10 protein-coding genes and 1 pseudogene are annotated in these 26,876 nt (G+C 48.0%); 10 read left to right on the plus strand and 1 reads right to left on the minus strand.

Features of this window, described 5'->3' with window-relative positions:
• The first annotated feature begins 183 nt into the window (after positions 1 to 183).
• From drmD to AC5I6P_RS03560, 9 genes and pseudogenes are all read left to right on the plus strand, one after another.
• Positions 184 to 3,459: a DISARM system SNF2-like helicase DrmD gene (gene drmD / locus AC5I6P_RS03520; protein WP_495692375.1), complete on the plus strand. Its 3,276-nt coding sequence runs from the start codon at positions 184 to 186 to the stop codon at positions 3,457 to 3,459.
• Positions 3,456 to 8,585 (plus strand): Eco57I restriction-modification methylase domain-containing protein, encoded by a 5,130-nt coding sequence (locus AC5I6P_RS03525; protein ID WP_495692376.1) that lies wholly within the window; start codon positions 3,456 to 3,458, stop codon positions 8,583 to 8,585. Before drmD ends, AC5I6P_RS03525 begins: the two co-directional genes overlap by 4 nt.
• A 145-nt stretch (positions 8,586 to 8,730) precedes the next feature.
• Positions 8,731 to 12,183, plus strand: coding sequence for an AAA domain-containing protein (locus tag AC5I6P_RS03530; RefSeq protein ID WP_495692377.1), 3,453 nt, complete (start codon positions 8,731 to 8,733; stop codon positions 12,181 to 12,183).
• Complete coding sequence (locus AC5I6P_RS03535; protein WP_495692378.1) at positions 12,180 to 13,703, plus strand: phospholipase D-like domain-containing protein; 1,524 nt, start codon at positions 12,180 to 12,182, stop codon at positions 13,701 to 13,703. Before AC5I6P_RS03530 ends, AC5I6P_RS03535 begins: the two co-directional genes overlap by 4 nt.
• Positions 13,704 to 13,814: 111 nt before the next feature.
• Positions 13,815 to 19,613: a DEAD/DEAH box helicase gene (locus AC5I6P_RS03540; RefSeq protein ID WP_495692379.1), complete on the plus strand. Its 5,799-nt coding sequence runs from the start codon at positions 13,815 to 13,817 to the stop codon at positions 19,611 to 19,613.
• Positions 19,613 to 21,679, plus strand: a complete 2,067-nt coding sequence (locus AC5I6P_RS03545; protein WP_495692380.1) for a 3'-5' exonuclease — start codon at positions 19,613 to 19,615, stop codon at positions 21,677 to 21,679. Before AC5I6P_RS03540 ends, AC5I6P_RS03545 begins: the two co-directional genes overlap by 1 nt.
• An 8-nt stretch (positions 21,680 to 21,687) precedes the next feature.
• Positions 21,688 to 23,001, plus strand: a complete 1,314-nt coding sequence (locus AC5I6P_RS03550; protein WP_495692381.1) for an McrC family protein — start codon at positions 21,688 to 21,690, stop codon at positions 22,999 to 23,001.
• Positions 22,994 to 25,000: an McrB family protein gene (locus AC5I6P_RS03555; protein WP_495692382.1), complete on the plus strand. Its 2,007-nt coding sequence runs from the start codon at positions 22,994 to 22,996 to the stop codon at positions 24,998 to 25,000. Before AC5I6P_RS03550 ends, AC5I6P_RS03555 begins: the two co-directional genes overlap by 8 nt.
• A 429-nt stretch (positions 25,001 to 25,429) precedes the next feature.
• Positions 25,430 to 25,655, plus strand: a pseudogene (locus AC5I6P_RS03560) (transposase); the annotation flags it as partial.
• Positions 25,656 to 25,779: 124 nt separating this feature from the next.
• Here AC5I6P_RS03560 and AC5I6P_RS03565 read toward each other — a convergent pair.
• A complete protein-coding gene (locus AC5I6P_RS03565; protein ID WP_495692383.1) occupies positions 25,780 to 26,103 on the minus strand; it encodes a hypothetical protein in 324 nt (107 codons plus the stop codon).
• Positions 26,104 to 26,380: 277 nt separating this feature from the next.
• Between AC5I6P_RS03565 and AC5I6P_RS03570 the strand changes: the two genes are divergently transcribed.
• The coding region (locus tag AC5I6P_RS03570) for a hypothetical protein (RefSeq protein WP_495692384.1) at positions 26,381 to 26,876 on the plus strand (496 nt) is incomplete at its 3' end.

Consider the following 26,876-nt stretch of genomic DNA (forward strand, 5'->3'; position numbering starts at 1 on the left):
CTTACATCAATGTCGGGGCAGTTTTTGACAGAAAAGCTACCTATCCATTAGAGACTGTTTGTAAATGGATAGGTAGCCTTCAAGGCTCTAGGAGCAGGAATCCTGTTTGTCTTTTGGCAGTTCGGAGTAGGATAAGGCAACCTTGAAAAGGAAAGCTGTTGAGTTCATGGCTTGGTTTTATTTATGTCCGACCGCCCAACTACCAGTTCTGCTACTGCTAATCCAAGAGTCGGGATGCTTGCCACGGTTCGGAACCGTCGGGCATTAATTTCTTCGGTTGAGCCATTTGATGGCAGTTTGGCAGGGCGGTTGCATTTGGTGACGCTGGAGTATACCGATCCTGATGGTATTCCAGAGGAGATGATCATTTGGGAACGTGAGATCAGTCCCTCAGTGCTGGAGCCAACTGCACTGCCTCAGGTTGCGACTGAGCCACCCATGCTTGCGGCTGATTTTGATGCCATGCAGCGATCGACCCGATGGACAGCACTGTCTCCATTTTTGCCACCCGATCGCTCAGTTACCGATTGGACTCCCCCAGTCGCTTCTCCTTTCTTCGGGGCAGTTCAGGTCGAAGATTTTCAGTTGGTTCCCTTGCTGAAAGCGTTACGGATGCCTCGAATCTCCCTGCTCTTGGCGGATGATGTAGGGTTGGGTAAGACGGTCGAGGCAGGGCTAATCCTAACTGAATTGCTCTTACGGCGGCGAATTCGGCGGGTATTAATCCTTTGTCCTGCGGCTTTACGGAAGCAGTGGCAGCAGGAGATGAAGGTCAAGTTCTCATTGGGCTTTGATGTGGTAGATCGGGCAGAGACCCATGCTCTGCAAAAGCGGTTAGGACTTGATGCCAATCCGTGGCGGACTTACCCTCGGATCATCACCTCTTACCATTACCTGCGGCAACCAGATGTGCTAGAGCAGTTTCGGGCTGCCTGTGCTCAGCCAGATGGATCAGCACAGTTGCCATGGGATCTGCTGATTGTGGATGAGGCGCATAATCTAATGCCGTCCAATTTCGGGGAGGATAGTGACCTTTCCAAGATGTTGCGGGCGATCGCTCCCTGGTTTGAACACAAGCTATTTCTCACGGCTACTCCACACAACGGTCATACTCGCTGTTTTTCTGGGTTGTTGGAGCAGCTTGACCCCGTTCGCTTTACACAATCTAGCGAGTTCACTGATGTGATGAAGCAGCGGATTGAGCAGGTTGTAGTGCGCCGATTGAAGCGAGAGATTAATGCTGTAGATGAGCAGGCAGGGCAAATCCCCCGATTCTGTGAGCGTCGTCCCCGTCCGGTGCCTTTGTACTTTAGCTCGACTGAACGTAAGCTCTCGATTGCCTTCGGTGAGTTTCGGAGTGGGGTCAAGCAGTTGATTGCCCATGCTAGCCGGACTGAACAGCTTGCTGGAGCATTCGCAGTGGAGGTATTGAACAAGCGGTTGCTGTCTTGCCCGTATGCGTTTGCGAGTTCCTGGTATCGCTTTCGGGAAGGGACAACTCAGGATGAATCAGCGGAATTAGCAGCCGTTCAGGCGGCGCGGCGATCGCTTTCTGAAGACCTCGACGATGACCAGGAAACCGAAGGTCGGCTCCAGTATGCGTCTAAAACAACGGGTGCTTGGTTCAAGCCCTTGATTCCACACTTACAAGACGAGATTGGGGCGGTCGATGCCGCTCTGCAACAGTTGGGGTTGGTTCCGAGTGCGAATGGGGAATTGCCTCAACCAGCGGAGGATGAGCGATGGGAGCGATTAATCGATACGATCGAGCAATATTTACGGTTGGGGAATCAGTGGCGAGGCAGCGATCGCATCGTCGTCTTTACTGAATACAAAACGACGCTGGATTACCTGGAACAACGACTCAAGATCCATTTCAAAAAAGAGCCGGAAATTGTGCGGGTGCTGTACGGGGGGATGGACGACCGACAGCGCGATGAGATCAAGCAGGCGTTTAACGACCCAACCGATCCAGTCCGAGTGATGATTGCAACGGATGCGGCTTCTGAGGGGTTGAACCTGCAAGAAACAGCTTACATCGTCCTTCATTACGACATCCCCTGGAATCCGTCGAGATTGGATCAGCGGAATGGGCGGCTCGATCGCCACGGACAGGCGCAGGATGTGATTGTGCTGCACTTCACCAGCGAAGATGATGCGGATCTTCAGTTTCTTGGTCATGTCGTGGACAAAGTGAATACGATTCGAGAAGAACTGGGGTCGATGGGTGAAGTATTTGATGCGGCATTTCAGCGGCGTTTTATTGATTTGGAAGACACGAGTAGCGTTGTCAAAGGTCTAGATGCTGCGGTGAATTACCGTCGAGGTCGCAGCCAGATTCCGCGATCGCCTGACTTGGAAGCAGGCAGTGAAGCCGCAGAAACCTTACGACAGTTAGAACAGGAGCTAGACCTGACGCCTAAAACGCTCAAAAGTACGTTAGAAATTGCTTTGGGAGCAGGGATTGGACTACCCCGGTTTGAAGTGCCTGACTCAGAAGGACGACTGCGACTACGAATGCCAGTGCCTCAACGCTGGGAGCCTGTGATTGATGACTATCTCCGGCTAGAAACGGATTCTGGACAGCGGGGAGCTTTGCCCGCGATCGTATTTGACCCACAACACTTTATTCAAACCCGCAACGGTCGCCCGGTGTACCGCCCTGCTAAGGATACGACCTTGCTGCACCTGGGGCATCCCCTCTTCCATCAGGCGTTAAATCTGTTTGCCCGTGCTCGGTTTCCGGGAGGTGGATTGGATGACTACCCTTGTAGCCGTTGGACGGTGCGATATGGAACTGTACCCGCTGGTGCCGATGCGTTGCTGCTACTGACGGTGGAAGAATTGGGCGTTAACGAATTGCGAGAACCCTTTCATCATTGGGTGCAGACAATTCGCTTTCCCATTAAGAATGAAGAGTTGGGTGATCGCTTACCCCATGTTCCGGTAGCGGAAGATCGACCGACTGTCCAAATGGTGAGTGAAGCGGCGATCGCTCAGGCTCAAGATTTGTGGGATGAGGTTTCGCAAGAGGTACGCGCGGTTTTGTCCAAAATGGCGGATGATTTGACTGCCCAGTTGACGGCACGACTGAAAGCGATCGGTGAGGAGGCACAAAAGGAAGAGAAGGAACGCTTCCGTCATCGGCTTCAAGAGGTGGAACGAGCGATGCGGGAGACCACCATCCAGAAGATTGAGAAGGAGCGGGATGCGTTAGTGGGGGATATGCAGCAGCTTTCCCTGATTCCAGATGAGCGGAGAGCGCAGGAAGAGCGATTGCGGGATCTAGACGATGAACTGCGTCGCCGTAAGAGCCATTATCAAGACTTGCTCGATCAGCTTAAACGGGAACAGGCGCGGGTGCTGGAGGGCACTTTACCGAAACGGTATAGCCTCCGGGGAAAGGCTCAGGTCTTCCCAGTTACCGTTGAGATTCGCTTGCCGGAGGTGAAGCCATGACGATCGCACTTCAGTCAAACGTCTCTTTGCAAGATTGGTGGGCATCGCTGAAGCATGGTGGCTTACTCATTGCATCTTCCAAGCTCAGCGAGTTCTTTGTTGCAGAGTCTTTGTCGCCGTTGCCTCGATTTATTGAGGATCGGCTGCGTCGAGATGTGACCCGCCTCCAGAATGGGGAAGACGATCATCTGAGTACCTTTCTAGATACAGTGCTGGAAGAGGTGCTGGGGCTGGCAGGCGATTGGCAGAAGGGAAGTCAGGTCGATCGCACCTGGTCATATCCAGCGATTACCCGTGAGATGATTCGTCCTCGGCGGGTGTGGCAGGGGGTACATGGGGAGGTGCTGCCCGTCTTTGTTGCCGATGGGCAGGAATCGGGGGGCAAGGTGACACGGCTGGGGATTGGGCGCGGCAAGCGGTCTGTCTCTCGCGTGGTGGAATGGCTACGAAAAGCCAATCAGAAAATTGCGCTGCTGACCAATGGCTATCAGTGGCGGTTGATTCATGCGGGGGCAGACTACGATGCCTGGTGTGAGTGGGATGTTACTTTCTGGTTTGAGGAAGGACAACCCGGTTCACAGGTAACGGCACTACGGTTGTTGCTAGGGCAGCAAGCCCTTCAGACCGATCGCACCGATGTACCCAGTCCGTTACTGGTAGCGATCGCCGCTTCCCGGCAGGGACAGGCAGAACTGTCGGAGGTTTTGGGGGAGCGAGTTCGGCAGGCGGTTGAGTTGCTGATTCGAGAATCGGCGGAGGCGTTAGCCCCCCTGATGGCAAAGTCGGATGGGATTGAGCCTCGCCACGTTTATATTGCAGCAACTCGAATTGTGATGCGCTGTGTGGTGATTTTGTTTGCAGAGGCGCGAGATCTGCTGCCGCGCGACAACCCGATTTATCACAGTGCTTACGGATTACAGGGTTTACGAGAACAGCTCGATCGCCGTGCTGGAGGACGGGCAGCAGAGCGGTTACGGCAGGGTGTAAGTTCCTGGTCACGGTTGCTGGCACTGTTTAAGTTGGTATATGAGGGATGCGCTCACGAAGCTCTGCCTGTGCCCCAGTATGGCGGTGGGTTGTTTGAACCAGGTAATTCTGCTGCCAATGATCCAATTTTGCGGGCACTCTCGGCGTTTGAAAATCCGAGTCATACCCCGTCAGATGCGGTAGTCTATCGCATTCTAGAGTTGCTGTGTCGCAGTAAGGTCAAGGTACGACAGGGGCGGCGGAGTACCTGGGTGGAGGCTCCCGTCGATTTTTCGGATTTGTCATCAGAGTATATCGGCATCTTGTATGAAGGCTTGCTGGATTTTGAGCTGCGACAGGCGACAGCCGATGAACCGATGGTTTTTCTCAATCTTGGTGATCAGCCAGTTCTACCTCTGGCTCGTTTGGAGGGGATGGATGATAAAACTCTGTCGGCACTGGTCGAGAAGCTGAAGCAAAAAGCAAAAGCAGAGGTGGAGGGTGAAGGCGAGGAAGGCGAGGATGCTGAGGGTGACGAAGCGGAGCCAGAAGAAAGTGAGGAGCTAGACGCTGAAGCGGATACTGAGCCAGAGGCAGAACTGGATGTTGCGATCGCAGAGGATGTCGATCAACTGCAACAACTACGCGATCGCGCTCAACAGTGGGCAGTCCGGGCAGTCAAGGCAGGGAATTTAGTGCCTAAGCCTCGCAGCAAGAAAGCAGATGCCCAGGTGGCTTACGAACGGGCAGTTGGGAAAGCTGCCGGTGCATTAATTGCCCGTGTGGTGTTACCAGGGGAATGGTTTTTGGTGCGCTGGGGTGGCACCCGCAAAGGATCGGGGACGTTTTATACGCGCCCACAGTTAGCTATTCCAACGGTGCAGCGGACGTTGTTACCGCTGGCGTACAATCCACCATTAGATGAGGCGGGGCAACCGGATGAGAAAGCACCTGCTTCTGCCTGGACACCCAAGACTCCGATCGAAATCCTCAATCTGAAAATTTGTGATCCGGCTTGTGGTTCGGCTTCGTTCTTATTAGCTGCGCTGCGGTTTTTGCTGGAGGCGTTGTGGCGGAGCTTGTTCTATCACGGATGGTTGGTGGAGCGGGGTGAGGAAATTGTGGTGTCGATTCCGCTGGATGCTCAGCCTGAATGGTTTGCAGAATGTGTAAAGGAACTGCCTGTTACGGTGGAGAAGGCAGAGGAGCGATCGAAACCTCGGCTTAAGCGTTTTATTGTTGAACGCTGTCTTTATGGAGTGGATATTAATCCACTGGCGGTGGAGTTGGCGCGGTTGGCGCTGTGGGTGGAGACGATGGATAAGTATCTACCCTTCGGTTTTTTGGATCACAAGATCAAGTGTGGGAATGCCCTGGTTGGGTGCTGGTTCGATCGCTTTCAAGACTATCCAGCGATGGCATGGGAACGGGAAGGGGGTGATGCGAACCACGATCACTTTGTGCATCATTTTCGGGAGCATGTGGCAACACGAGGCAAAAGCAAAGGGCAACGTCTTCAATCGGGAGATAGCTGGACACAAGCAATTAAAGATACGAAAGAAACTGTCAAAGCAGAGTTAGTTAATTTAATTAAGGCATTTGATCCAGAGTGGAGACAGCAACAGCAGTTATCTGCTCCTGACTTTGATCTGCCTAAACCCCCAGAAGAAATTCACCAAGATGCGGTCAATATCTTTGAGGAGTTACATCAACTAGCCATTGCCGATACCCAAGAGCAAGAGCGTCGCTATCGAGAAAAGATTGAACAGAGTCAAGAACTGCGCCAGTTGCGACAGGCATTTGATAGCTGGTGTGCGATCTGGTTTTGGTCAGGCGATGCGACCGAACACGCCCCAACGCCTGGGAAATTTTTTAACCAACCGCCAGAAACCGCTGCGATCGTGAATCAACTGGCGCAAGAATATCGCTTCTTTCATTGGGAGTTAGAATTTCCTGATGTATTTGTGGGCGAAAATGCTGGATTTAGCGGCATTGTCGGAAATCCACCGTGGGAAATTCAGAAGCCCAATTCAAAAGAATTTTTCTCGAATATTGATCCGCTCTATCGCACCTATGGAAAGCAGGAGGCGTTAGAGAAACAGTTGGAGTATTTTAAGAAGTCTCCCCAGGTTGAGCAGGAGTGGTTAGCCTATTGCGCCAAACTCAAAGCTCTTTCAAACTGGACAAAGTATGCAGGGTATCCCTTTGGTGTCAAAGAAGCAGGCGAGTTTCATTTCAGCTTGTCTCGCGGTAAGGAAAATGCCATTCTTCATCAGGACTGGCTGGCTCAACAGCAAAAGCGATCGGGTTATGCCGATCCAGATCATCCATTCCGTTATCAAGGGTCTGCTGACATCAATACTTACAAGATGTTTCTTGAATTATCTCTTGCAATTCTTCAGCCTAAAGGTTATCTAGGTATGATTATGCCGTCAGGAGTTTACACAGATAAAGGAACTCTTGACTTGCGCAACCAGTTTATCTCGAAATGTAAGTGGGAGTGGCTGTTTGGCATCATTAATTGGAACAAGATATTCACGTCAATCTACTATCGATTTAAATTCTGTATTCTGATTATTCAGAAGAGTGGAAAAACTTCAGAAATCAAAACGGCATTTTCAAGATACGCAATAGAAGATTGGGAAAATGCAGAACAATTCATTCTTCCTTATCCTGTGAAGTGGGTTAAGCAGTTTAGTCCACAGAGCCTATCTATACTTGAAGTAACTTCTATCAATCAGTTGGAAGTTATCAAGACTGCGCATAGCCGTAATCCAACGTTCTATGAGTCCAGGAACAAAGGTTGGTCAATTGAATATGGACGTGAGTTCCATATGACAGATGATGCTAAGTTATTCCCATTATTGGAGAAATGGGAGGCAAAGCAGTTTAGTCCCAACAATGAAGGCTTTTATTGGGAAAGTGCTGACGGTGAAATAGCTTTTCCCTTATACGAGGGACGTATGATTCAGAACTTTGACTATTGTAATCAAGGGTGGATCTCAGGAAGAGGAAGAAGAGCTGTATGGCAAGAGATTGAAATGGCTCAGAAAAGATTTAAACCTCAATATCTGATGAGCAGAGAAACTTTCTATAACTCCGGAAAAGCAAAACTAGGACCAAAACTAGGAATCGTGAAAGTTAGTTCCGCGACTAATGCACGTTCGATGAAGTGTGCTCTAATACCTGGATTTCCTTGTGGAGAATCTGTGTATACACTTCAAACTAGTCCTAACACAATCAGCCGTTTACTATTACTACAATCAGTTTTTAGTACCTTGTCCTTCGATTTCCTCCTACGTAGCAGATTTGGTGGCGTTAATATTAGTGCTTATTTGTTAAGCGAATGTCCCATTCTACAACTACCTAACCTATCCCTTCCAAATATCAGGTTTTTAATTCGTTCCGCTGCCCGTCTATCTTTTCTCTCACCTATTTTTTCATCGTATGCTCTTCAGCTTAGAGAGGAGTTAGATTCTGAAGTTTCAGTAATTCCATACTCTTCATCCACAGCCTTTACATATCACGAGCGTCTTCGTTTGAAATGTAATGTTGATGCAGTAGTTGCTTATATGTATGGATTAGAAATAGAGCATATGGAATGTATTCTTGCTAATTGTGATTATCCAGCAGGTAAAGTTGATTCTAATGAAAACCTTGATCCTAAAGGTTTCTGGCGTGTAGATAAAGAGAAAGATCCCGAACTACGTCATACTATTCTCTCCCTCATCGCTTTTCACGAACTCAAAAAAATCGGACTCGAAGCCTTCCTCAACCTCAATGACGGTGAAGGTTGGATGCTTCCCGAAACCTTGCGGTTAGCAGACTACGAGTTAGGACACGACGACAGAGCAAAAGAACATCAACCTGTAGCTGCAAGATTGGGGGACAGGTTCCTCCCTTGGCAACTGGACGGCACTCCAGAAGAATCCTGGGCAGAGTGCGAACGACACGCCGAAAATTTGCGGCAGTTATTGAAATATCCCCAACAGACAGCACCTTCCGTCTCGCACTCTACAGAATCTATTGAAACCGCTATAGAGCCTGTACCCCCTGCTGATCCAAACTTTCAGCAGCCCACTGATTTGTTTGGGAACCCCTTACAAGTCGATTTATTTGGAAATGTCGTAGACACGCCAAAAAGAAGACGTCGAAGCTAACCAGAACCTCTTAGGTATATCTACCAAAACTTGTGGGAATAATAACCTTGATGATTCCCCGACTCGCTGTTGGTCCATAATCCGATTGCTACCTGCTCCCTCGGCAAGCCGATCAGCCTAAACCTCGTAAACCAGAGAGACAAGAATGAATGGTCAATCCGTTCTGATAATCAATAGTCGCTATGCCTTATTGGGTTCGCCCTACTCCGGTGGCATGGCTGATGTGTATCAGGCTGTAGACCTACAAGCTGGCGGTAGCAAGGTTGCTGTAAAGGTCTTTCGTCACGGCTGCATTGAGGAAGAAATTTTAGCTGAGTCATTCAAGCGCGAGACGCAAGCATTGAAAGAACTGACTCATCCCAAAATTGTGGAGCTTTTAGATTCAGGAATTGATCCAGGGATAGGGCACTATTTCCTTGTTATGCCCTGGGTAGAGCGCAATCTGACCGCGCTACTTCAGGAATCCCCACCTCAAGGCTGGGACGACTTTTGGGAAATCATTGGCAAACCCATTCTAGAAGCCCTCGAATTTTCCCACGAGCGAGGATACATACATCGAGACCTTAAACCCAGCAACATCCTGGTAGACAGCAACAATCAAATTAAACTCGCTGACTTCGGTATCTCAAAAATTAAAAGTTACTTTCAGCCCAGCATTACTCTGGCAGAATTTACTTCCCGTCCCTACACGCCACCAGAATACGATGATGGGTCATATACCTATACTCGTGATGTTTTTGGTTTCGGAGTCATTGTTTTAAGATGCCTGACCAATGTGGATTTGGCTGACTACAGCAGCATCCCCAAAGCACTCGATCAATTAGATATTCCACCGAAAATTTCAGAGATTATTGAAGCCGCAGTCGCTACGGATCCGGCGGAACGTCCACGCAACGCTGAAGTCTTACTGGCACAGCTTCAGGCAGTTCAAGACCAGAGACAGCAAGCTTATTCCAGCAAGAAGCGTGTCTGTTATCTCAAGCTTTCTCAAAGAGCAATTACCAATTTTCAGAATGAGCTGAACCTTTCACAGGCGGAGATTGAGAAGATTCTGCAAGAAGACCTCAATACAATTTGTGGAATCACTCCCTTCCAAAATAGAAAAGCAACGAATCCAGAAGAAGAGTTTTCAGAGGGGCACTATTCCATCTTCGGAGCCGCATATTCTTACCATGCTGCAACGGATCAATCCCATCTGCTGATCATTAATGCGAAGTCATTACCGAATTCTGCACTGGAAGGGAAACGAGAAAGTTCATGGAATCCAGACTATCAGTTTGAATTCAGTAAGCCCCTCAACCTGCCGGATGCCATTGAAGTAATTCAAGATCTAAAGTTTGCTGTTGCAGACTATGAGGCAACCCAAAAACAGGTTAAGGCTGAAGCCGCAAAACAGCGGTTGTTCAGAGTTTGGAGCGATATTTTAAGGGCAAAAGCAGATTGGGAAAAAGAGCGAGAAACTCCATTACGCTACACCTCTGTCGAGTATGACGGCAGCCGAGCCTATTTTCGATTAGCATCCCTGCCCGATGAAGACATTACTGGGCAGCCTCGTCATATCACTCGCGAGAACGGTTCTAGCATTCTTAGAGGAGATGTTGAAGAGGTCACAGATGAACAGCTAGTTCTCTACATTCAATATGGCAATCCTGAGCAAATTCCAGACGAGGGTGAACTCCGTTTCGATACCCGCGCAGCAGAGATTGCTTTATATCGCCAAAAGTCAGCTTTAGATGCCATTCGCTTCGATCGTGCTGTTAGAACAAATTTGCGATCGCTGCTCATCAACCCAAGCGAGACTCAGCCTCCCAAATCAAAGGAAATTACCCATTTCTTTCAAAAACTCAACCCTTCACAAGCAGAGGCAGTTCAAGCCGCTCTTGGAACTGAAGATTTCCTGATCGTTGAAGGACCTCCAGGCACTGGTAAAACAAGGTTTATCACAGAAGTGATTCTGCAAACCCTCGAAGAAAATCCTCACGCTCGAATTCTCCTTAGCTCCCAAACCCACGTTGCATTAGACAATGCTTTAGAGAGAATCCGGTCTCAAAATCCTCATCTAAAACTTGTAAGAATTGGCAGCCACGAGAAAGTTGCTGATGTAGTCAAGCCCCTACTTGTAGAGGAGCAAATGCACCAGTGGCGGCAGGAAGCGATCTCCAATAGTCAAACCTTTTTAGAAGCATGGGCTGCACAACATAGTATCTCCGCTGAAGATGTTCAACTCGCTACCCAGCTTCAGGAGTTGAAAAGCATAACACTTAAATTGGATTTATTGAGGGAAGAACTCAATCACCGTCAACAAGAGCGAGACAACCTCTTTCCCTTCAGTTCTGAACATCCTCAGAAACGAGCGAAATATGAGCTTCCAGAAGAGCTAGAAGAGCAAATTCGTCAACTCGATGAGGAAATTGCTGATTTCAAAAGAAAATTGAAACAAGTTCGTGATGAAAAAGAACTGGTTGCAGAACGGTTACAAAATTTAAGTGGGAAAAATATCAAGAAATTTCTAAAACTAACTGTCAAGGAGTTAGACACTCGACTAGAACAACTCATTGATCTACGAAATCCAGAAGCTAAAAAACTACAACAATTACTGGAACTTCAAGCTGAATGGTTTGATCAGTTTGGTCGCAGCAGTGAATTCAACGCATCCCTCCTAAAGAGGGTTCAAGTTGTTGCTGGAACATGTATCGGGATGCCTAAAGATGTTCAGGATATTGAGTTTGATCTATGCATTGTTGATGAGGCTTCCAAAGCGACAGCTACCGAGGTACTGGTTCCAATCTCTCGTTCTCGTAGATGGATACTAGTGGGCGACTCTAATCAGCTTCCACCCTTTCAAGACGAAGCCAGTAGCAGTGCTCAATTTCTCAGCAAGTATGACTTAAAGCCAGATGATGTGCAAGAAACGTTATTTGATTTGCTCTTGCGTACGCTACCAGAAACCTCACGTAAGAGTTTGGCTATACAACATCGGATGGTCGAGCCAATTGGCAACCTGATTAGCCAGTGCTTCTACGACGGCAGGCTTCAGAGCAGCGGTCCAGCTATTAGCCAAAATCTGAGTCGCATCTTGCCGAAGTCCGTCACTTGGTTGACAACAGCATCCTTGCCGAACCGCACTGAGCAAAACACTCGTCCCAGCTATAACAATGCTTGTGAAGTCTCAATCATCCTTCAATTTCTCAAGAAACTAAACCAGATTGCAATTGAAGTATCAGACAATGTAGAAAAATGTAAAGTTGCTATTCTGACAGGTTATACAGCTCAACGTAAGCTCCTTAACCGAAGACTTGATTCAGAACTAGAAAATTTACAGTCATTAGACATTGAATGCAATACAGTGGATGCCTTTCAGGGACGAGAAGCTGACATTGCCATCTACTCCATAACTCGTTCTAATCCCAAAGGAGAATTAGGCTTTCTAAATAAAAAGGAACGCCTTAATGTCGCTTTATCGAGAGGCAAAATTGGCTTAGTCATAGTAGGAGATCATCATTTTTGCTTAACAGCACCTAGCAATCCCCTAGCCAGAGTTCTCGATCATATTGAGCATCATTCAAATGGCTGCTGCCTTAAGGAGACTGAAGTATGACTTTAGAGGATTTTTCCTTAAGCGAATTGGATGAGAAGTTATATGAAACAGCTCGTCAGTACAACAATCGTGAGGGCTTCGACCTGGTAAGCTGCCGTGAGGTTGGTTTACCTATCTATCGAGTTACTGTTCAAGCAATTACACAAGTTAAGAAAAAGATACCACCGATTGAGGAATTTGTTCTTAAGGCAATCAATTCAGGTTTAGCATCTGAGCTTGAGATAGGACAATTTCTTGGACTGGAACCTCTAATTACTAGGGACGCAATGATTAACCTCCGTATGAGTGAGGACATTGACTTAATTGTTCCTGAAGGAGGCCAACTACAGGAATGGACTCTCAGTAAAAGAGGCCAAAGCACGCTACGCGAAGCAAAAAACATTGTTCCTGAAGAAAGAACATTCACTGTCAACTTTGACGGACTTTTACTGCACGTCAAATGGTATGGGCGTTTTGAATCTCGTTTGTTACGTAAACGAGACCTGCGTGATCGAGGGATTTTAGAAATCCCACCATCAAAATACAAGCCGCCAGAACTCGGTGATCTTAAAATTACCGATGTAGACGAGGTAATTCGAAAAATTGAAATTGCAAGCAAAGTTAAACGTGAGCAAGAACGGGATTTATTAGCACTTAAAGCGATCGAAAGGCGAGACAGTTTTTTCCTCTTAGCTCAAGCTCTTGTCTATAAATCTAGAACAGGAGATGACCCACAAGTTGCATTTGTTGTGGATGGTCGTCTGGACAGCGGTTATGAAGCTGCATTTGCACGTGTTAATGGTGTCAAAAAACTTCGTATCTTAGAAGCCCTTAAGGGTAGTGAGCCGAGGAAGTTTGCCGAAGAATGGCTCGGTAGAGAGTATGTAAAAGAAGTACCACTGGAAGCGATCGAATCTCTGAAAAGGGAAGTTTCTTCCGCACGTATTCAGGCAGTCACATTTCAAGAACAACTTGAGATTGCTGAAGTTGATGCTCAAAAGAGCAAACTGCAGGAACAACTTGATCAGGCATTGAAGAAAATTGAGGAACTAGAACAGAAGCTGGCAAAGGTGCCGATGGATTGGTTGGAGGTTTATGATTATCCTCCCCTACTGAAGCGAGCACTTGAAGAAAGTCAAGAGCGTTTGTTAATTGTCTCTCCCTGGATTAGAGCTACCGTTGTAAATAGGTCATTCCTTCAGCAATTTGAGAAGCTCCTTCAAAGAAACGTCAGAACTTATATTGGATATGGCCTAGGTGAAACCCAGCTTGAAAAAAGGGAATGGGATGTTCAAGCAGAGAAAAACCTTCAGAAGCTGGCTCAGAAATATAAGAATTTCACGTTTAAGCGATTAGGTAATACCCACGCAAAAGTTCTCATATCGGATAGCCATTTTGCAGCCAATGGTAGCTTTAACTGGTTGTCCTTCAAAGGTGACCCAAATCGCACTTTTAGAGACGAGCGTGGAGCAATCGCCTATGATGCCCGCAAAATCGATGAACTCTTCGATAGCTATATGGAAAGCTTTGATGACACCTAGTTAGTTTTTCGCTTGGTTGACAAGTTCCCCAACCTAGCTAGACAAAACAGATGAAAAATTTGTCGGTTAAAACTGTAACAGGTATATCTTGCCCTAAACTTTCCCCTGCTCATGCTCAACCCGATCGTCTACACCGAGAAAGTCGTTGACGACTTCCTCAAATACCAGCTCACTGCCTACCCCTTCGCGGATGGCAACCTTTATGAGCAGATGCGGACACTCCTCAACTTGGAGAAAACCCGCGCCACTCCTCTGCTCAAAGGTCCCTACATCAGTCTCAGCCGCATCTTCAAACAGGGCGCAAGAGTAGACGATCTCATTACCGAGGGAATTTTTCATCCTGGGATGAAGGCAGTAATTCCCAAAGAGCACCCAACCGTGTATGGGCACCAGGAAGATGCCATCCGCCACATCCATTCAGGCAAGACCACCCTAGTCTCTACAGGTACAGGCTCCGGTAAAACCGAATGTTTTCTCTATCCCATCATCAGCCAATGCTTCAAGCTGCGTGACCAAGGCGCACCTGAAGGTATTGTTGCCGTCATCGTTTACCCGATGAATGCTCTGGCAGAAGACCAACTGGGGCGACTCCGAGAATTGCTGGCAGGCACAGGGATTTCCTTTGGCATGTATGTCGGCAAAACTCCCAGAAAAACTGGACAGGTTGTCGGTAAACGGCTTAAAGCTGGAGCGTCTAAGGCAGATTACCTCAAAGCGGTTGAGAAGCTGCAGCAGGAAAAACGACCTGAAGCCGTCCATCCGCACGAAGAACGGGTTTCTCGGGAGGAAATGCAGAAGCATCCACCCCGAATTCTTCTCACTAATGTCAAACAACTGGAACTGCTGCTGACCCGTCAAGAAGACGTGGAAATGTTCAACCAGGCGCAGTTGAACTTCTTGGTTTTTGACGAAGCCCATACCTTCACAGGAGCAACCGGGGCAGAAACAGCTTGCCTGATCCGCAGATTACGCACTTTCTGCGGCAAAAAGCCAGACGAAACAGTATGCATTGCCACCTCCGCCACGATCGCCGACCCTGATAAAGGGCGAGAAGCAGGACGAGACTTTGCTGCCCGCTTCTTTGGAGTGGATAAGACGAATGTAGAACTGGTTGGAGAGAAGTATGAGGAGGAAGTCTGGGCCCCCCCCCGCGATCGCCAATTACCACCAGCCCTTAATGGAAACACAGCAAGCAACCTACAAGCGGTTCTCAATGCCGTTGAAGATGAAACTGGGGTTGCCGTTTGTACGGTATTCGAGCAATTGATGGGTCAATCTCTTGAACCTGATCGCTGGCAGGATAGCCTCTACGATTCTCTCGCCGCCAACGAACTGATCTTTCAGTTAGCGATCGCCCTCCATGCTCCCCGTCATCTCAGCGATCTGATCCATCAACTTAAACAACAGATTGGTCGCCCCATCTCTGAAGAAGAACTACTGATCTGGCTGGCTTTAGGGGCTGCTTCCCGCAAAGAGGGAAGGCCCCTCCTGCGCCCAATCATTCATGCCTTTGTGCGAGGAGTAGGCGGAGCCGTTGTCACCTTCCCTGACGGCAAACCTCGGCCCCGGTTATGGCTCTCGGCTGAAGATGCCAGCAGTGATGCAGCCAGTGACGACTTGTTCCGATTACCTGTCCTGACCTGCACAACCTGCGGGCAGCACTACTTTGAACACTTTGTCGAAGACTTCACCTTTACAAGCAAAACTCCTGAAGGAGGACAGGCACAGGGCAAGCAAACCATCTGGCGACCGCTTTCGGAAGAGTTGCGGGGCAAACGATTACTGCTGTGCGATCGCCTCATTACCGATGACGATGACGATGACGATGACGATAGCTCACAATCCCAGCCCCTAACGGCGACCCCCCGCACTCATCCCCGCTCCACTGTTCCGATTTACTTCTGCCGTGCTTGTGGCACTCTCCATGCCACTCCCACACAACGCTGTGCCCACTGTGGGCGAGACGGAGAACCCATCACGCTACTTGCTATTCGGCAGAAGGCAGATCACCCTGGCGCTCTCAGTTCCTGCATTGCCTGCCAATCATTAGGACGATATAGCTTCGGTCGTTTCCGTGACCCTGCTCGTCCAATTCGAGCCACCACGGTTTCTGACGTGCATGTGCTGGCACAGAACATGCTTCATTATGCCGAGCGCAGACGGCTTTTGGTCTTTGCTGACAATCGCCAGGATGCTGCGTTCCAGGCAGGCTGGATGCAAGATCATGCTCGTCGTTACCGCCTCCGCGCATTGATGGACGACCGCATTAAGCAAGGCTCCATCTCGATCGGGGACTTGGCTGCCCACATGGATGATCTCCTGGATGCCGACGAGGAACTCAGCCGTGCTCTGATTCCTGAGGTCTGGCGCGCTTTCCCGAAGGAAGCAGAAGGGGTAAAGCATGGAGACGAACGCCGCTATTTCCTGCGAATCCAGATTTTGCGCGAAATCACAACAGGCGTAAAACAGCGGATTGGTCTGGAACCCTGGGGACGCATCCAACTAAACTATGCTGGTCTTGCGTCTGACCTACCCTTTATTCAGCACTGGGCACCAATGCTGGGGATCTCTGCTGAGGAGTTGGTGAATGGGGTTGCTTCCCTCATGGATATTGCCCGTCGCAACAACATTGTGCTGGACTCCCAAGGCAGGATTTTTTCCAAAATTTGGCGGGAAGGCGATCGCGAAGTGCAACGTGGCTATCTGCCAATCTTGAAGGGGGTGCCGAAAGGGCTCAAGAAAACAAGAGAAGGCGGCAACTCAACCAGTTGGATACAGCAATGGTTAAGCGATAAGGGAGACACCACCGCTCGTCAGGCGGCTCGACGATGGGGTATACCCAAAGAGCAAATGGATGAATTCTTCGACGAACTGTGGCAGTGTCTGACGGAAGACCTCAAGATTCTCCTCCCCGTTACTCTGCAGAATAGTGCCAATAAGCCGCTTACAGGCTGTGATGGAGCTTATCAAATTGACTCTGACAAGCTGAAGATTGCTCCCCATCAAGGCGTGCACCGCTGCACTATTTGTCGTCGTCCCCATCCTCGCCTCACACCTCACGCCGCCTGTATGACCTGGCGGTGCCAAGGCACTATTCAATATGAACCGGAGAGTGCCGATGATTACGACCTGCGGGTGCTGGATGAGCAATTCGAGATGTTGCGTCCTAGAGAACATTCGGCTCAGGTGCCGACGAATGATCGCGAAGTGATTGAACGGCTCTTCAAAGGCAACAGCAAACTGCTCAATACCCTCGTCTGTACTCCGACTTTAGAGATGGGCGTTGACATTGGCTCTCTCGATGCTGTGCTGATGCGGAACATTCCACCCCTTCCTGCTAACTACTGGCAACGGGCAGGACGTGCTGGGCGGCGACATCGCATGGCTGTCAACTTTGCCTACGCCCGACCCGCCAGCCACGATCGCGCCTACTTCAATGACCCCATGCGGCTTTTACAGGGGCAGATCTCCCCTCCTCGATTAAATCTGCGCAACACCTTAATGGTTGGTAAGCACGTCCATGCAGCCATTCTTACAGTTCTCTATCAGCTTGCTCGTCCTACCAGTTCTTTAACCCTTGGCGAACAGCAGGAAATTTCCAAAGTTCTGGAAAGCTGCTTCTCCAGCCAAGTCAAACACTATCTGTTCAGCGACTCAGGCGTTCTACGAACTGCCCCGTTGGATGTCAGTAGCCTAACCAACTTAATTCAGAAGCATGAAGCCATAATTCTAGGTCATGTAAAAACCACATTTGCAGAAAGCTGGCCCAAAGAAGACCGAATTGCTGTGAGTGAGAAGGAATTGCGCTCTCATATCGAACAAATGGGCGACCAACTGGCTATGGTGATCCAGCGGCTCTGGCGCAGACTGCAATGGGCACTAGACCAAATGCGTCGGCTGAATGAGTTGCGGGTTCAGAAAGGAACACTTGACCCGGATGAAGATGCCCTCTTTCAACGGTGCGATCGCCTGATCAAGCGACTCAAAGGGATTCAGCACAAGAGAAGGCAGGATACAGAAGGGTTTGATGACACAAATACCTACAGTGCCTTAGCGGCTGAGGGTTTTCTTCCAGGTTACGGATTAGACGTTGGCTCGATCAAAGGCACAGCTCAAACCCCTCGAAGTGCAGGTTGGTTGCCCGATTTTGACTTACCACGTCCAGCTGGCATGGCACTACGCGAGTACGTTCCCGGTAACCTGATCTACGCCAACGGGCACCGCTTTGTCCCTCGATTCTTCCATCTAGAACCGGAAGAACCCCTCCGCTTTCAGGTGGATATTGCTAATGAAGCCATTCGAGAAATGGGAACTGCGGGCACCAGTACGGGGCTATTGGCTTCAAGCCTGAAAGCCTTAGCAATTTGTGATGTAGACTTACCCCACCAATCCAACATTTCTGATGAGGAAGACAACCGTTTTCAGATGCCCGTGACGTTGTTAGGCTACGAACAAGACCGTCACGATGGAGGACTGGCATACACCTGGGGCAGTCACACTGTTGCACTGCGCCGTAACGTCCATCTAAGAATGGTCAATATTGGGACTACCAGTCTCGTTCGAGGCGGTATCCTTGGCTACACCGTTTGCTCGGTCTGTGGGCAAAGCCGATCGCCTTTCACCTCCCAACGCGATCGAGACCTATTTGTGACAGACCATATTCAGCGCTGCGGTAAACCCGTCGAACCTGTGGGCTTCTACGCCAATATTGTTGCCGATGCCCTGTCGATTCAGGATTGCGAGAATCGCCAAGTTGCTTACAGCGCCATGGAAGCTATTCGGCACGGTGCCGCCAATGTGTTGGATATGGAGTTAGAAGACCTCCAGATTCTGACGATCGCCCAGCCTGGCACCGAGAGAGCAGATGTTCTGCTCTACGATCCTATGCCAGGTGGTTCTGGCTTACTGGAACAGTTATTAGTCCGTTGGACAACGGTGATCTCAGCCGCTCTAGAAGTCGTTTGGCATTGTCCTTCACAGTGCAATACCGCGTGTATCGACTGCTTATTCACCTTCCGCAATGCCTACTATCACCGCTATCTCAATCGCCATACAGCGTTGGAGAAGTTGCAGAATTGGGGCGACATTCTGTCCCAAAGTCATGCGGTTCCTGCCAAACTCCCGAAAGCAGGGTCCAAGGCAGGAGCACAGCCCGTTAATCAGGCTGAATCTCGGCTCTATGAAATGCTCAAACGAGCTGGGTTTTCAGAACCAACACCCCAAAAACCGATTGATTTGGGTAAGCCATTAGGCACGACTAAACCTGATTTCTTCTTTGAAGATCCAAATGAAGATCTGGAAGGTATTTGCGTTTATTTGGACGGGATGAGCAAGCACTTACACGGCAACCCAGACACAGCGCAGCGCGATCGCGCGATTCGGGAAGAACTGCGTAATTCTGATTACGAGGTGATTGAGATTCCAGTTGGGAATCTGGATGATCCTCAGGCGATGGCAAAGTACTTCTACCGTATTGGCAAGATACTGGTCGGTAAAGCGAAAGCGAAAGATATTCGAGACAACCCAACCTGGCTTGAAACACCAACTACCCTTGCTCAAACTAACAAGTTTGATGAATCACCTGTTGAAGTCGACTGGAGTTTGTTTGAACCAATCTGGTTATCGATTCTAAAAACACTGGCTGCTGCAGAAGGGATTGAGATTGATGAAGGTCTTGATATTGACGACGAGGGGCAGGTGATAGGAACCTGTATTGCTCAAGTGTTCCGAGGCGATCGCGAAGCGTCTCCGCAAGAGAATCGTATTCTCTTGATTATTGATCAAACCCGAAGTGATGCTTTCCAACTCCAGCAAGCGCTGCAAAAGCAAAACCGTTCTTCGATTGCTGTAGATCCGAATCATCCAGATGTTGTCGATCAGATTCTAAGCGCATTACAGGAGGGAATCTGATGATCGTTTTACTCGGAAAATCCTTGATGAGTTCCCTGTCAAAGCTAAATGCAAATGACACCAAGCGAGTAACCGATTTTATCGACAAGTTCTATAGCAATCCGGCTCACCCCAGCATTAGCCTGGAAAGGGTCACGAAAGTAAAGGATGACAACCTCTGGTCTGCCCGTATTACTCAAGGCCTACGCGCTATCATCTACAAAGAAAGTGATACTTGGGCGCTGCTCTATGCCGGGCAGCATGACAATGCCTATGCTTGGGCACAAGTGCGCCGAGTTGAGCAAAATGCTAAAACAGGTGCCCTCCAAATTATTGAGTTTACGGAAACGATCGAGCAGCAATTTGCTGAGAAACCTCAAAACCAATTCGGTCTGTTTGATACCCATAATGACGACTACCTTTTGAGCTTAGGCTTACCCCCAACCTGGGTAGCAGTTATTCGTAAGCTGGTCACTGAGGATGACTTATTGAGTATCCTCGAAAAACTACCAGAAGAGGTCGCAGAACGGTTCTTACGATTAGCAGGTGGTGAACTTGTCACTCCTCCACTGCCACCATCTCCTGAGAAACCAATCTTTGAAAATGAAGACACTCAACGGCGTTTTATTGTCGTCAAGAGCAGTGATGATATTGCCAAAATTTTGGCAGCTCCCCTGGCAACCTGGATTGGCTTTCTACATCCGTCACAACGCAAATTGGTTACCAGTTCCTACAAGGGTCCCGTTAAGGTGACAGGTTCCGCAGGTACAGGGAAAACCGTAGTTGCGATGCATCGAGCCAAACATCTGGCGCAGCAGGGCAAAAAAGTACTTGTGACGAGCTTCGTCAAAACCCTTTGCGACAATATCAACCGTAACCTGAAGTTGCTGTGTAGTTCTGACGAGTTGACAAACATCACAGTTGGCACCGTTGCCAGCCAAGCAGGACGTATCCTGAAAGAAGGAAACAAGTCCCTCTCCATCACTAGTGATGAAGAGATTCAATTGCTAATCGCACAAAACTTTTCTCCTGCTTGTCCTCTTAATGTCTCTGCTGTTTGGCTGGAATGGAAGTTTGTAATCCAAACTCAGGGAATCGCAACTTGGGAAGCATACCGATCGGCTAATCGTGTAGGGCGTGGACAACCCCTAAGTGCTAAAGGGCGCAAGCAAGTTTGGCAAATTTTTGAATCGGTTCTCTTCCAATTACAATCTCAGAACAAAACAGATTGGTCTGGGCTGTACCGACATGCTGGTGACTTGATAACATCTGGACAAGTCAGAAGTCCCTTTGACACGGTAATTGTGGACGAGACTCAGGATCTCAAACCACAAGAGCTCAAGTTTTTGGCTGCCTTAGCAGGCAAGCGCCTTGGCAGTTTAATGTTAGTTGGGGACGGTGGACAGCGCATCTATCAAGGGCGGCTCAGCCTCAAATCATTAGGGATCAATGTTCAAGGACGCTCTCATGTCTTGAAAATCAATTATCGGACTACTGAACAGATTCGCCAGTTTGCTGACCAACTACTGGACGGGGAGCAAGATGATCTTGACGGTGGCACTGAGCAGCGTTCAGATACAATCAGTTTACTGAACGGTCCGGAACCAGTTTTGAAACCTTTTGCCAATGCAAATCAGCAGGCAGAATTTGTGGCTGAAGAGATTTTTCGGTTAATTCAACAAGGAATACTGCCAAATGAAATTGGAGTTTTTAGCCGGACTAAAAATCTCCTCAAATCAATTGAGAAATCTTTGAAAAAACAGAAGATTGCCTGCATCCGGCTTGATGATCAAGAACCTGATGCAGTAGCTGATGCAGTGAATACCGGAAGTATGCATCGAGCAAAAGGGCTTGAATTCAAGATCATTTTCGTCGTTCACCTCTCTGATGATGTAATTCCCTCTCCTCATATTGCGGAGGAAAATGACCTTCAGGCTCGTAAAGAGGCGCTAGAGCAAGAACAGCATTTACTCTATGTCAGTATCACTCGTGCACGAGATGTTGTGTACCTATGCTGGAATGGACAACCTAGCCGCTTTCTGAAAGGCATCAAAGGTGGTGAATCCCCCAACGCAGTAGTCTCCTGAGGTTCTATATGCTTTGGCAAGGAACGCCCCAAACTGAACTCGTCACTCTTTTTGAGCACGAATCAACAGAAATTTCAGATGGATACGAGCTGAAATGCCTTGAGCAACTGTCTAGGGTGACTGGAATTGAAATTCTCAAACCAGTCGTTAGGAAGGGGCAACTTCAATTTCAGGCAAGACAATATGTCGGAGTAGTGCGCTTGGGACGACGGACGATTCAAATTCTTCCCAAAGTTTATCGATCTCAAAACCGTGAGCAGAGCCAGCAGGAAGCAGCGCGCAACCTGCTATTGATGCTGGATTATGCAAGATACTTAGGAATTCGAGAAGCTAACCTCGCTGCACTTCAGCGCTCGCAGAACTGGTTTGAAGTACTTATCTACCTATTTGCTTCTCATCTAAAACATGAGTGGCAGAAAGCTACCCATCGTAGTTATCAGCCCATTGATGCGGTACTTCCAGTACTGAAAGGCAAATGGCAGATTGCGACACAGTTAAGGCGACCTGAGCAAAAGCACTTATTTACGGTCACCTATGACGAATTTACGATAGACAATCCGCTTAATCGCATTTTCCGGTATGTCGTTGAAAGATTGTGGCAACTGACCCGTGACAGCAGTAATCGTCAAAACTTGACGGAATTGAGATATTGGATGGATGAGGTAACGCTTCTACCCGTCGTTACAGCTGATATGGCAAAACAGGTTCAGCTATCGCGTCTGAACAAACAATATGAACCATTGCTCAATTTAGCCCAGTTGTTTTTGGAGCGTCTTGGATTGCAACTGTCTGCTAGCGACATTACAACATTTTCGTTCGTATTCGATATGAACCAACTATTTGAGCGATTTATTGTTAGTTTTATTCAACGTCATCGCCATGAGGTTCTGCCGCCATTGCTCAACCATTGTGAATTGCTCCCACAAGGTCAGAGGGCAGTACAGTACCTGGCAAACCGTGAAGGACAGCGAGTGTTCCGATTAAAGCCTGACCTGGTTTTTCAAGTCAACGACCAGTTCCCGATAGTAATGGATATTAAATACAAGCACCTCAACGAGGGAGACCGCAAGTTGGGTGTTGCTGAATCTGATTTCTACCAGATGTATGCCTATGCTCATCAGTACACTTGTCCACGAGTCATTCTACTTTATCCCCAAACCATGGAGTTATCAGCACCTCAGAGGGCACACTTTAAGCTGGAGGGAAGTAACCAGGAGATTTGGGCCGTGACAGTAAACCTGTTACAGGATCTATCAAAATCTGAGACTAGAGGAGCCTTGCAGGCGGAGTTACGAGAAATACTGGAAGGAGCGTATGAATAGCCCAACCCAAAATTGGCGTGCTGAACTAACCTCATGGTTAAGCAGGAATCCCAAACAGGCATCATCTGACCTCCAACAGCTACGCCAAGCCTTCGTGCAGCGATTTCCTAGAGAGCAACTACCAAGCCTGACCCTAGAAGAATACGCGGTCGGCAAGCCTGACAGTTTTTGCTATTGGGTAGAATTTAAAACACACCGCTTGGGTAGCGTGGCTGGTGGAAGTTCAAGCAAGTGGGGAATTTGGTGGAGCAAAGGCGATCAGCAATGGAAATGGAACAAAGCATTTCAGTGCAGTGACCCGAATGAAGCGTTCACCCGCATTAGAGCAGGTCTTGTGTCACTGATTGAGGTAGCAGCCTCAGAACAGTTTGACCAGTTGGAGCCAATTGGTAGTAGCCAACTTGGACCTAACCGGAATGGATTACGAGCCAAACCACTCTATCTATACTTCCCCGACAAATTCTTGCCTATCTCAAACCCCTATCATCTCGCTCATTTCCTGAATTTTTTTGGACAGCAGCCAGCAGGTGGCTTGCATACCAAAAACCAACAACTCCTAGATTTCCTAAAAAACCAGCCAGAATTTGAGGGGATGGATACTTTGCAGATGATGGCTTTTCTTTATTCAGCCATTCCCCCAGGAGATCGCTCGCTCAAACCGCAGCCTGAAGCCGAAAATTCAGACCTTGTTCAATTGCCTGAGGAAATTGTTCAACTCGCAACCCTTGCAGAGGAAACACGGAATTTGATTTTGTATGGTCCTCCCGGTACAGGCAAGACCTATGCTGTCAATAAATTTGCCTCCTTCTTCTTAGGTGAGCAATTGAGCACTCCCCTAGCACCAGAGCAGCAACGCCGGGAAATTCTGCAACCTCTCAGATGGCATGATGTGATCGCGCTTGCCATGTACCTAAAGCGCCCACAGAAATATTTCAAAGTTCCTGAACTGGCTGATAACTCGTTAATTCAAGAGTACTGGACATTAACTAAAACTCAAAAGCTCAATAACCAGATTTGGGCGATGCTTCAGATTCATACTCATCCCAATGTGGAAACAGTTAAATATAAAAATCGTCAGCCGCCTTACTTGTTTGAGAAGAATCAACAGGGTGAATGGTGCCTGACAGAAGAAGGGGAAGGGTACATTGAGGTCAATCTGGCAGATGAATTGGATGACTTGCGGCAACCTGATGCCCGAAAGCGCGTCATTTCGGACTACTTGAGGTTTGTCACGTTTCACCAATCTTTCGCTTATGAGGAGTTTGTGGAAGGATTGAAACCAGTAATCGTGGACGGGCAGATTCAGTACCAGGTTGTTGATGGTGTTTTCAAGGGAATTTGCCGTCAAGCTCAGAATGACCCGGAACATCGTTATCTGATCATCATTGACGAAATTAACCGTGCCAATATTGCCAAAGTGTTTGGGGAACTGATCACCTTAATCGAAGACGACAAACGACTGGGTGAAGACAGTGAAATTACAGTTCGATTGCCTTACTCCCAAGAAGAGTTCAGTGTTCCAGAAAATCTGTACATTCTAGGTACGATGAACACGGCAGATCGTTCGATCTCGCTGTTAGATATCGCGTTAAGACGACGTTTCACATTTGTTGAATTACTGCCTGACCCATCTCTATTAGGTACAGTTGAGGGCATTAGTTTGAGTGCGTTACTGGCTCGTCTTAACCAATGTATTACTGCCCTTCTAGGGCGTGATTATCAGATTGGGCACAGCTATTTTATTAACGTCAAGAATGTAACGGAATTACATTTTGCCTGGTACCGCCGTGTTGTCCCACTGTTGCAGGAGTACTTCTACAATGATGCGGAACGATTACGAGCAGTTTTGGGTGATCGCTTTGTTCAACCCACAGAATTTGATGATAATACCCAAAAAGCTCTGAGAGACCTGTGTGACCTTGACAACCGGTTCACCATCCAGATCTTTGAGCCAGAGCAAGAGTTTTTGCAAGCACTTCAACAGCTGGCTACTACATGAGGACTACGCCTGTCACTAACAACAATGACTGATCATAAGTTGAATCGTATTAATCAAAGAAATAATGCTTTAAAGGCTCTTGAGAAGATGCTAACGATTTTTGATGTTTAGCCATTCTTGAGTGTCAAATGACAGGCATCTCGGCGGGACGACAGCTATAAATCCTGCTCTCAAATCAGCGATCGCAAAAGACAACTATAAATGACGCAGAACTTACGCAGAGGCACTAGCGATAGAGTCTGGTCAAGCAGGGAAATCATTGGTACAGTTTAGTGATCCGCACGTAGATTGCGCATAAACATAGTTATCTTCAATGACGTTCACCAAACTGAACTACTGCCAATGTCTGCTGAGTAGTCAGACGAACTTCACACTGACTCACTTGGCGCGATTGGATATAAAGCGGAGTGTACTCGTTATGTTGTTGGATATAAAGCGGAGTGTGCTCGTTGTGTTGGGATTGAAGGAACGCTCTCCCAAGGCATCCGTACTCATGTAGTTACAGCGTGCTCCATATCGGTTTAGCCAAAACCCACCTGCAACATCTGATGACGGTGACAGCAATCTGCTTTAAGCGAATCTTCAGCTGGCTATCTGGAGTCACACAACCGCAACCCGCATGCCTCAATTCGTGAAGCTGATAGTGTCCGTTGGCAATTTAAGCAATGTTTCGCCACCAGTATCAAAACCTGGGAAGAGCCCCTTTTATTTAGCACTGTACAGTAGGAAGAAAAATTTAGCCTGGCAAGAAAATCTTGTCATTTGGCAAGTATATTTTTTTACCTTTGTCGATGTTTTTTGATGTACATCTCCCGAAGTGTCTGAAGGTATTTTGGCTCTGTCTCGATCGTTGCCCAGATATGGTGGGCTAGCGCAAGCTTCTGCTTGTGCTTTTCAGAAGGAAACCTACGATGTTCTCCCTGGGAGAACCAGTGATTGACTGTTGTGAGTGAACAGTCGCAGATGTAGGCTATCTCTTCTCTTGTCACATCCCAGTGTTTCAGAAACTCATCGAGTTCCATTTTGTCATCTTCTAGCGGCTGGAGGTACGCTTCTAACGCTGTCCAGTGTCTATGAGCCGGGGTCTGGGGAGCAATAGCCATTGTCAATCTGCTTGTCACTTTGACAAACTGAAATTATTATATGTTGGCAAAAAATATAGCAGTGACTTTTAGCGAGGTTGTTAATTTCCGCTGATTCAGCAGTGCTGGCATTTAGCAAATCAAGCTAAAAGAAATACACAAATTAGTATTATTGTACTATAAATACTTTAATGAGATTTTAGCGTCCTGGATCACTAGAAATGCCAAATTTCTCTTTGACCAGAAAGAGCCTGACCATTAGATTTCAGACCGATTTAGGGGAAACGAGGCACGCATTATGAGTGAAATCACATTTCTTTTCCGTTTAGATGCGTTAGGGGAAACACCTAAAACCAAGGAGGAAGTTCGGCAATACTACTGGGAACTGATGACGCAGCAGCACACTCCACTGATCAATCAGTTAAATCTCAAAGTAGCTCAACACTCCCACTTCAACATTTGGCAGAGTAATGAAGTGGTGGATGCTAATGAATTGAAAAGCCTATGGCGATCGTTTGAAAAGCATCCACAATTTAAAGCAATGCCTGAGCGGGCCTTTGTCTCAACAAGATTAGTCGTTAACGACACGTATGACTCCTGGTTGGCTTTGCAAGGAAAGCGACAAGAAGAAGTGGATAAACTCTCTTATTCCCTTGAAGTCCTCAAAAGTGATATTAAGTTAGTGGAGATCGCGGGTTGCAGTTTGGATACGCTGCGTAGCAAGGCAAAAGAAGCTTTGAGCCAAGTGAATGTCCAAATTGATAGCAATAGCAAGAAGAAAAAGAGTAAAAAGG

It is taken from the genome of Myxacorys sp., assembly GCF_059501405.1.

Excerpts from the sequence above, each read along its gene's own strand:
- AC5I6P_RS03550 (WP_495692381.1), top strand. The coding sequence starts at position 21,688 with ATGCTTTGGCAAGGAACGCCCCAAACTGAACTCGTCACTCTTTTTGAG.
- AC5I6P_RS03540 (WP_495692379.1), top strand. The coding sequence starts at position 13,815 with ATGCTCAACCCGATCGTCTACACCGAGAAAGTCGTTGACGACTTCCTC.
- AC5I6P_RS03525 (WP_495692376.1), top strand. The coding sequence starts at position 3,456 with ATGACGATCGCACTTCAGTCAAACGTCTCTTTGCAAGATTGGTGGGCA.
- AC5I6P_RS03545 (WP_495692380.1), top strand. The coding sequence starts at position 19,613 with ATGATCGTTTTACTCGGAAAATCCTTGATGAGTTCCCTGTCAAAGCTA.
- drmD (WP_495692375.1), top strand. The coding sequence starts at position 184 with ATGTCCGACCGCCCAACTACCAGTTCTGCTACTGCTAATCCAAGAGTC.
- AC5I6P_RS03565 (WP_495692383.1), bottom strand. The coding sequence starts at position 26,103 with ATGGCTATTGCTCCCCAGACCCCGGCTCATAGACACTGGACAGCGTTA.
- AC5I6P_RS03555 (WP_495692382.1), top strand. The coding sequence starts at position 22,994 with ATGAATAGCCCAACCCAAAATTGGCGTGCTGAACTAACCTCATGGTTA.
- AC5I6P_RS03535 (WP_495692378.1), top strand. The coding sequence starts at position 12,180 with ATGACTTTAGAGGATTTTTCCTTAAGCGAATTGGATGAGAAGTTATAT.
- AC5I6P_RS03530 (WP_495692377.1), top strand. The coding sequence starts at position 8,731 with ATGAATGGTCAATCCGTTCTGATAATCAATAGTCGCTATGCCTTATTG.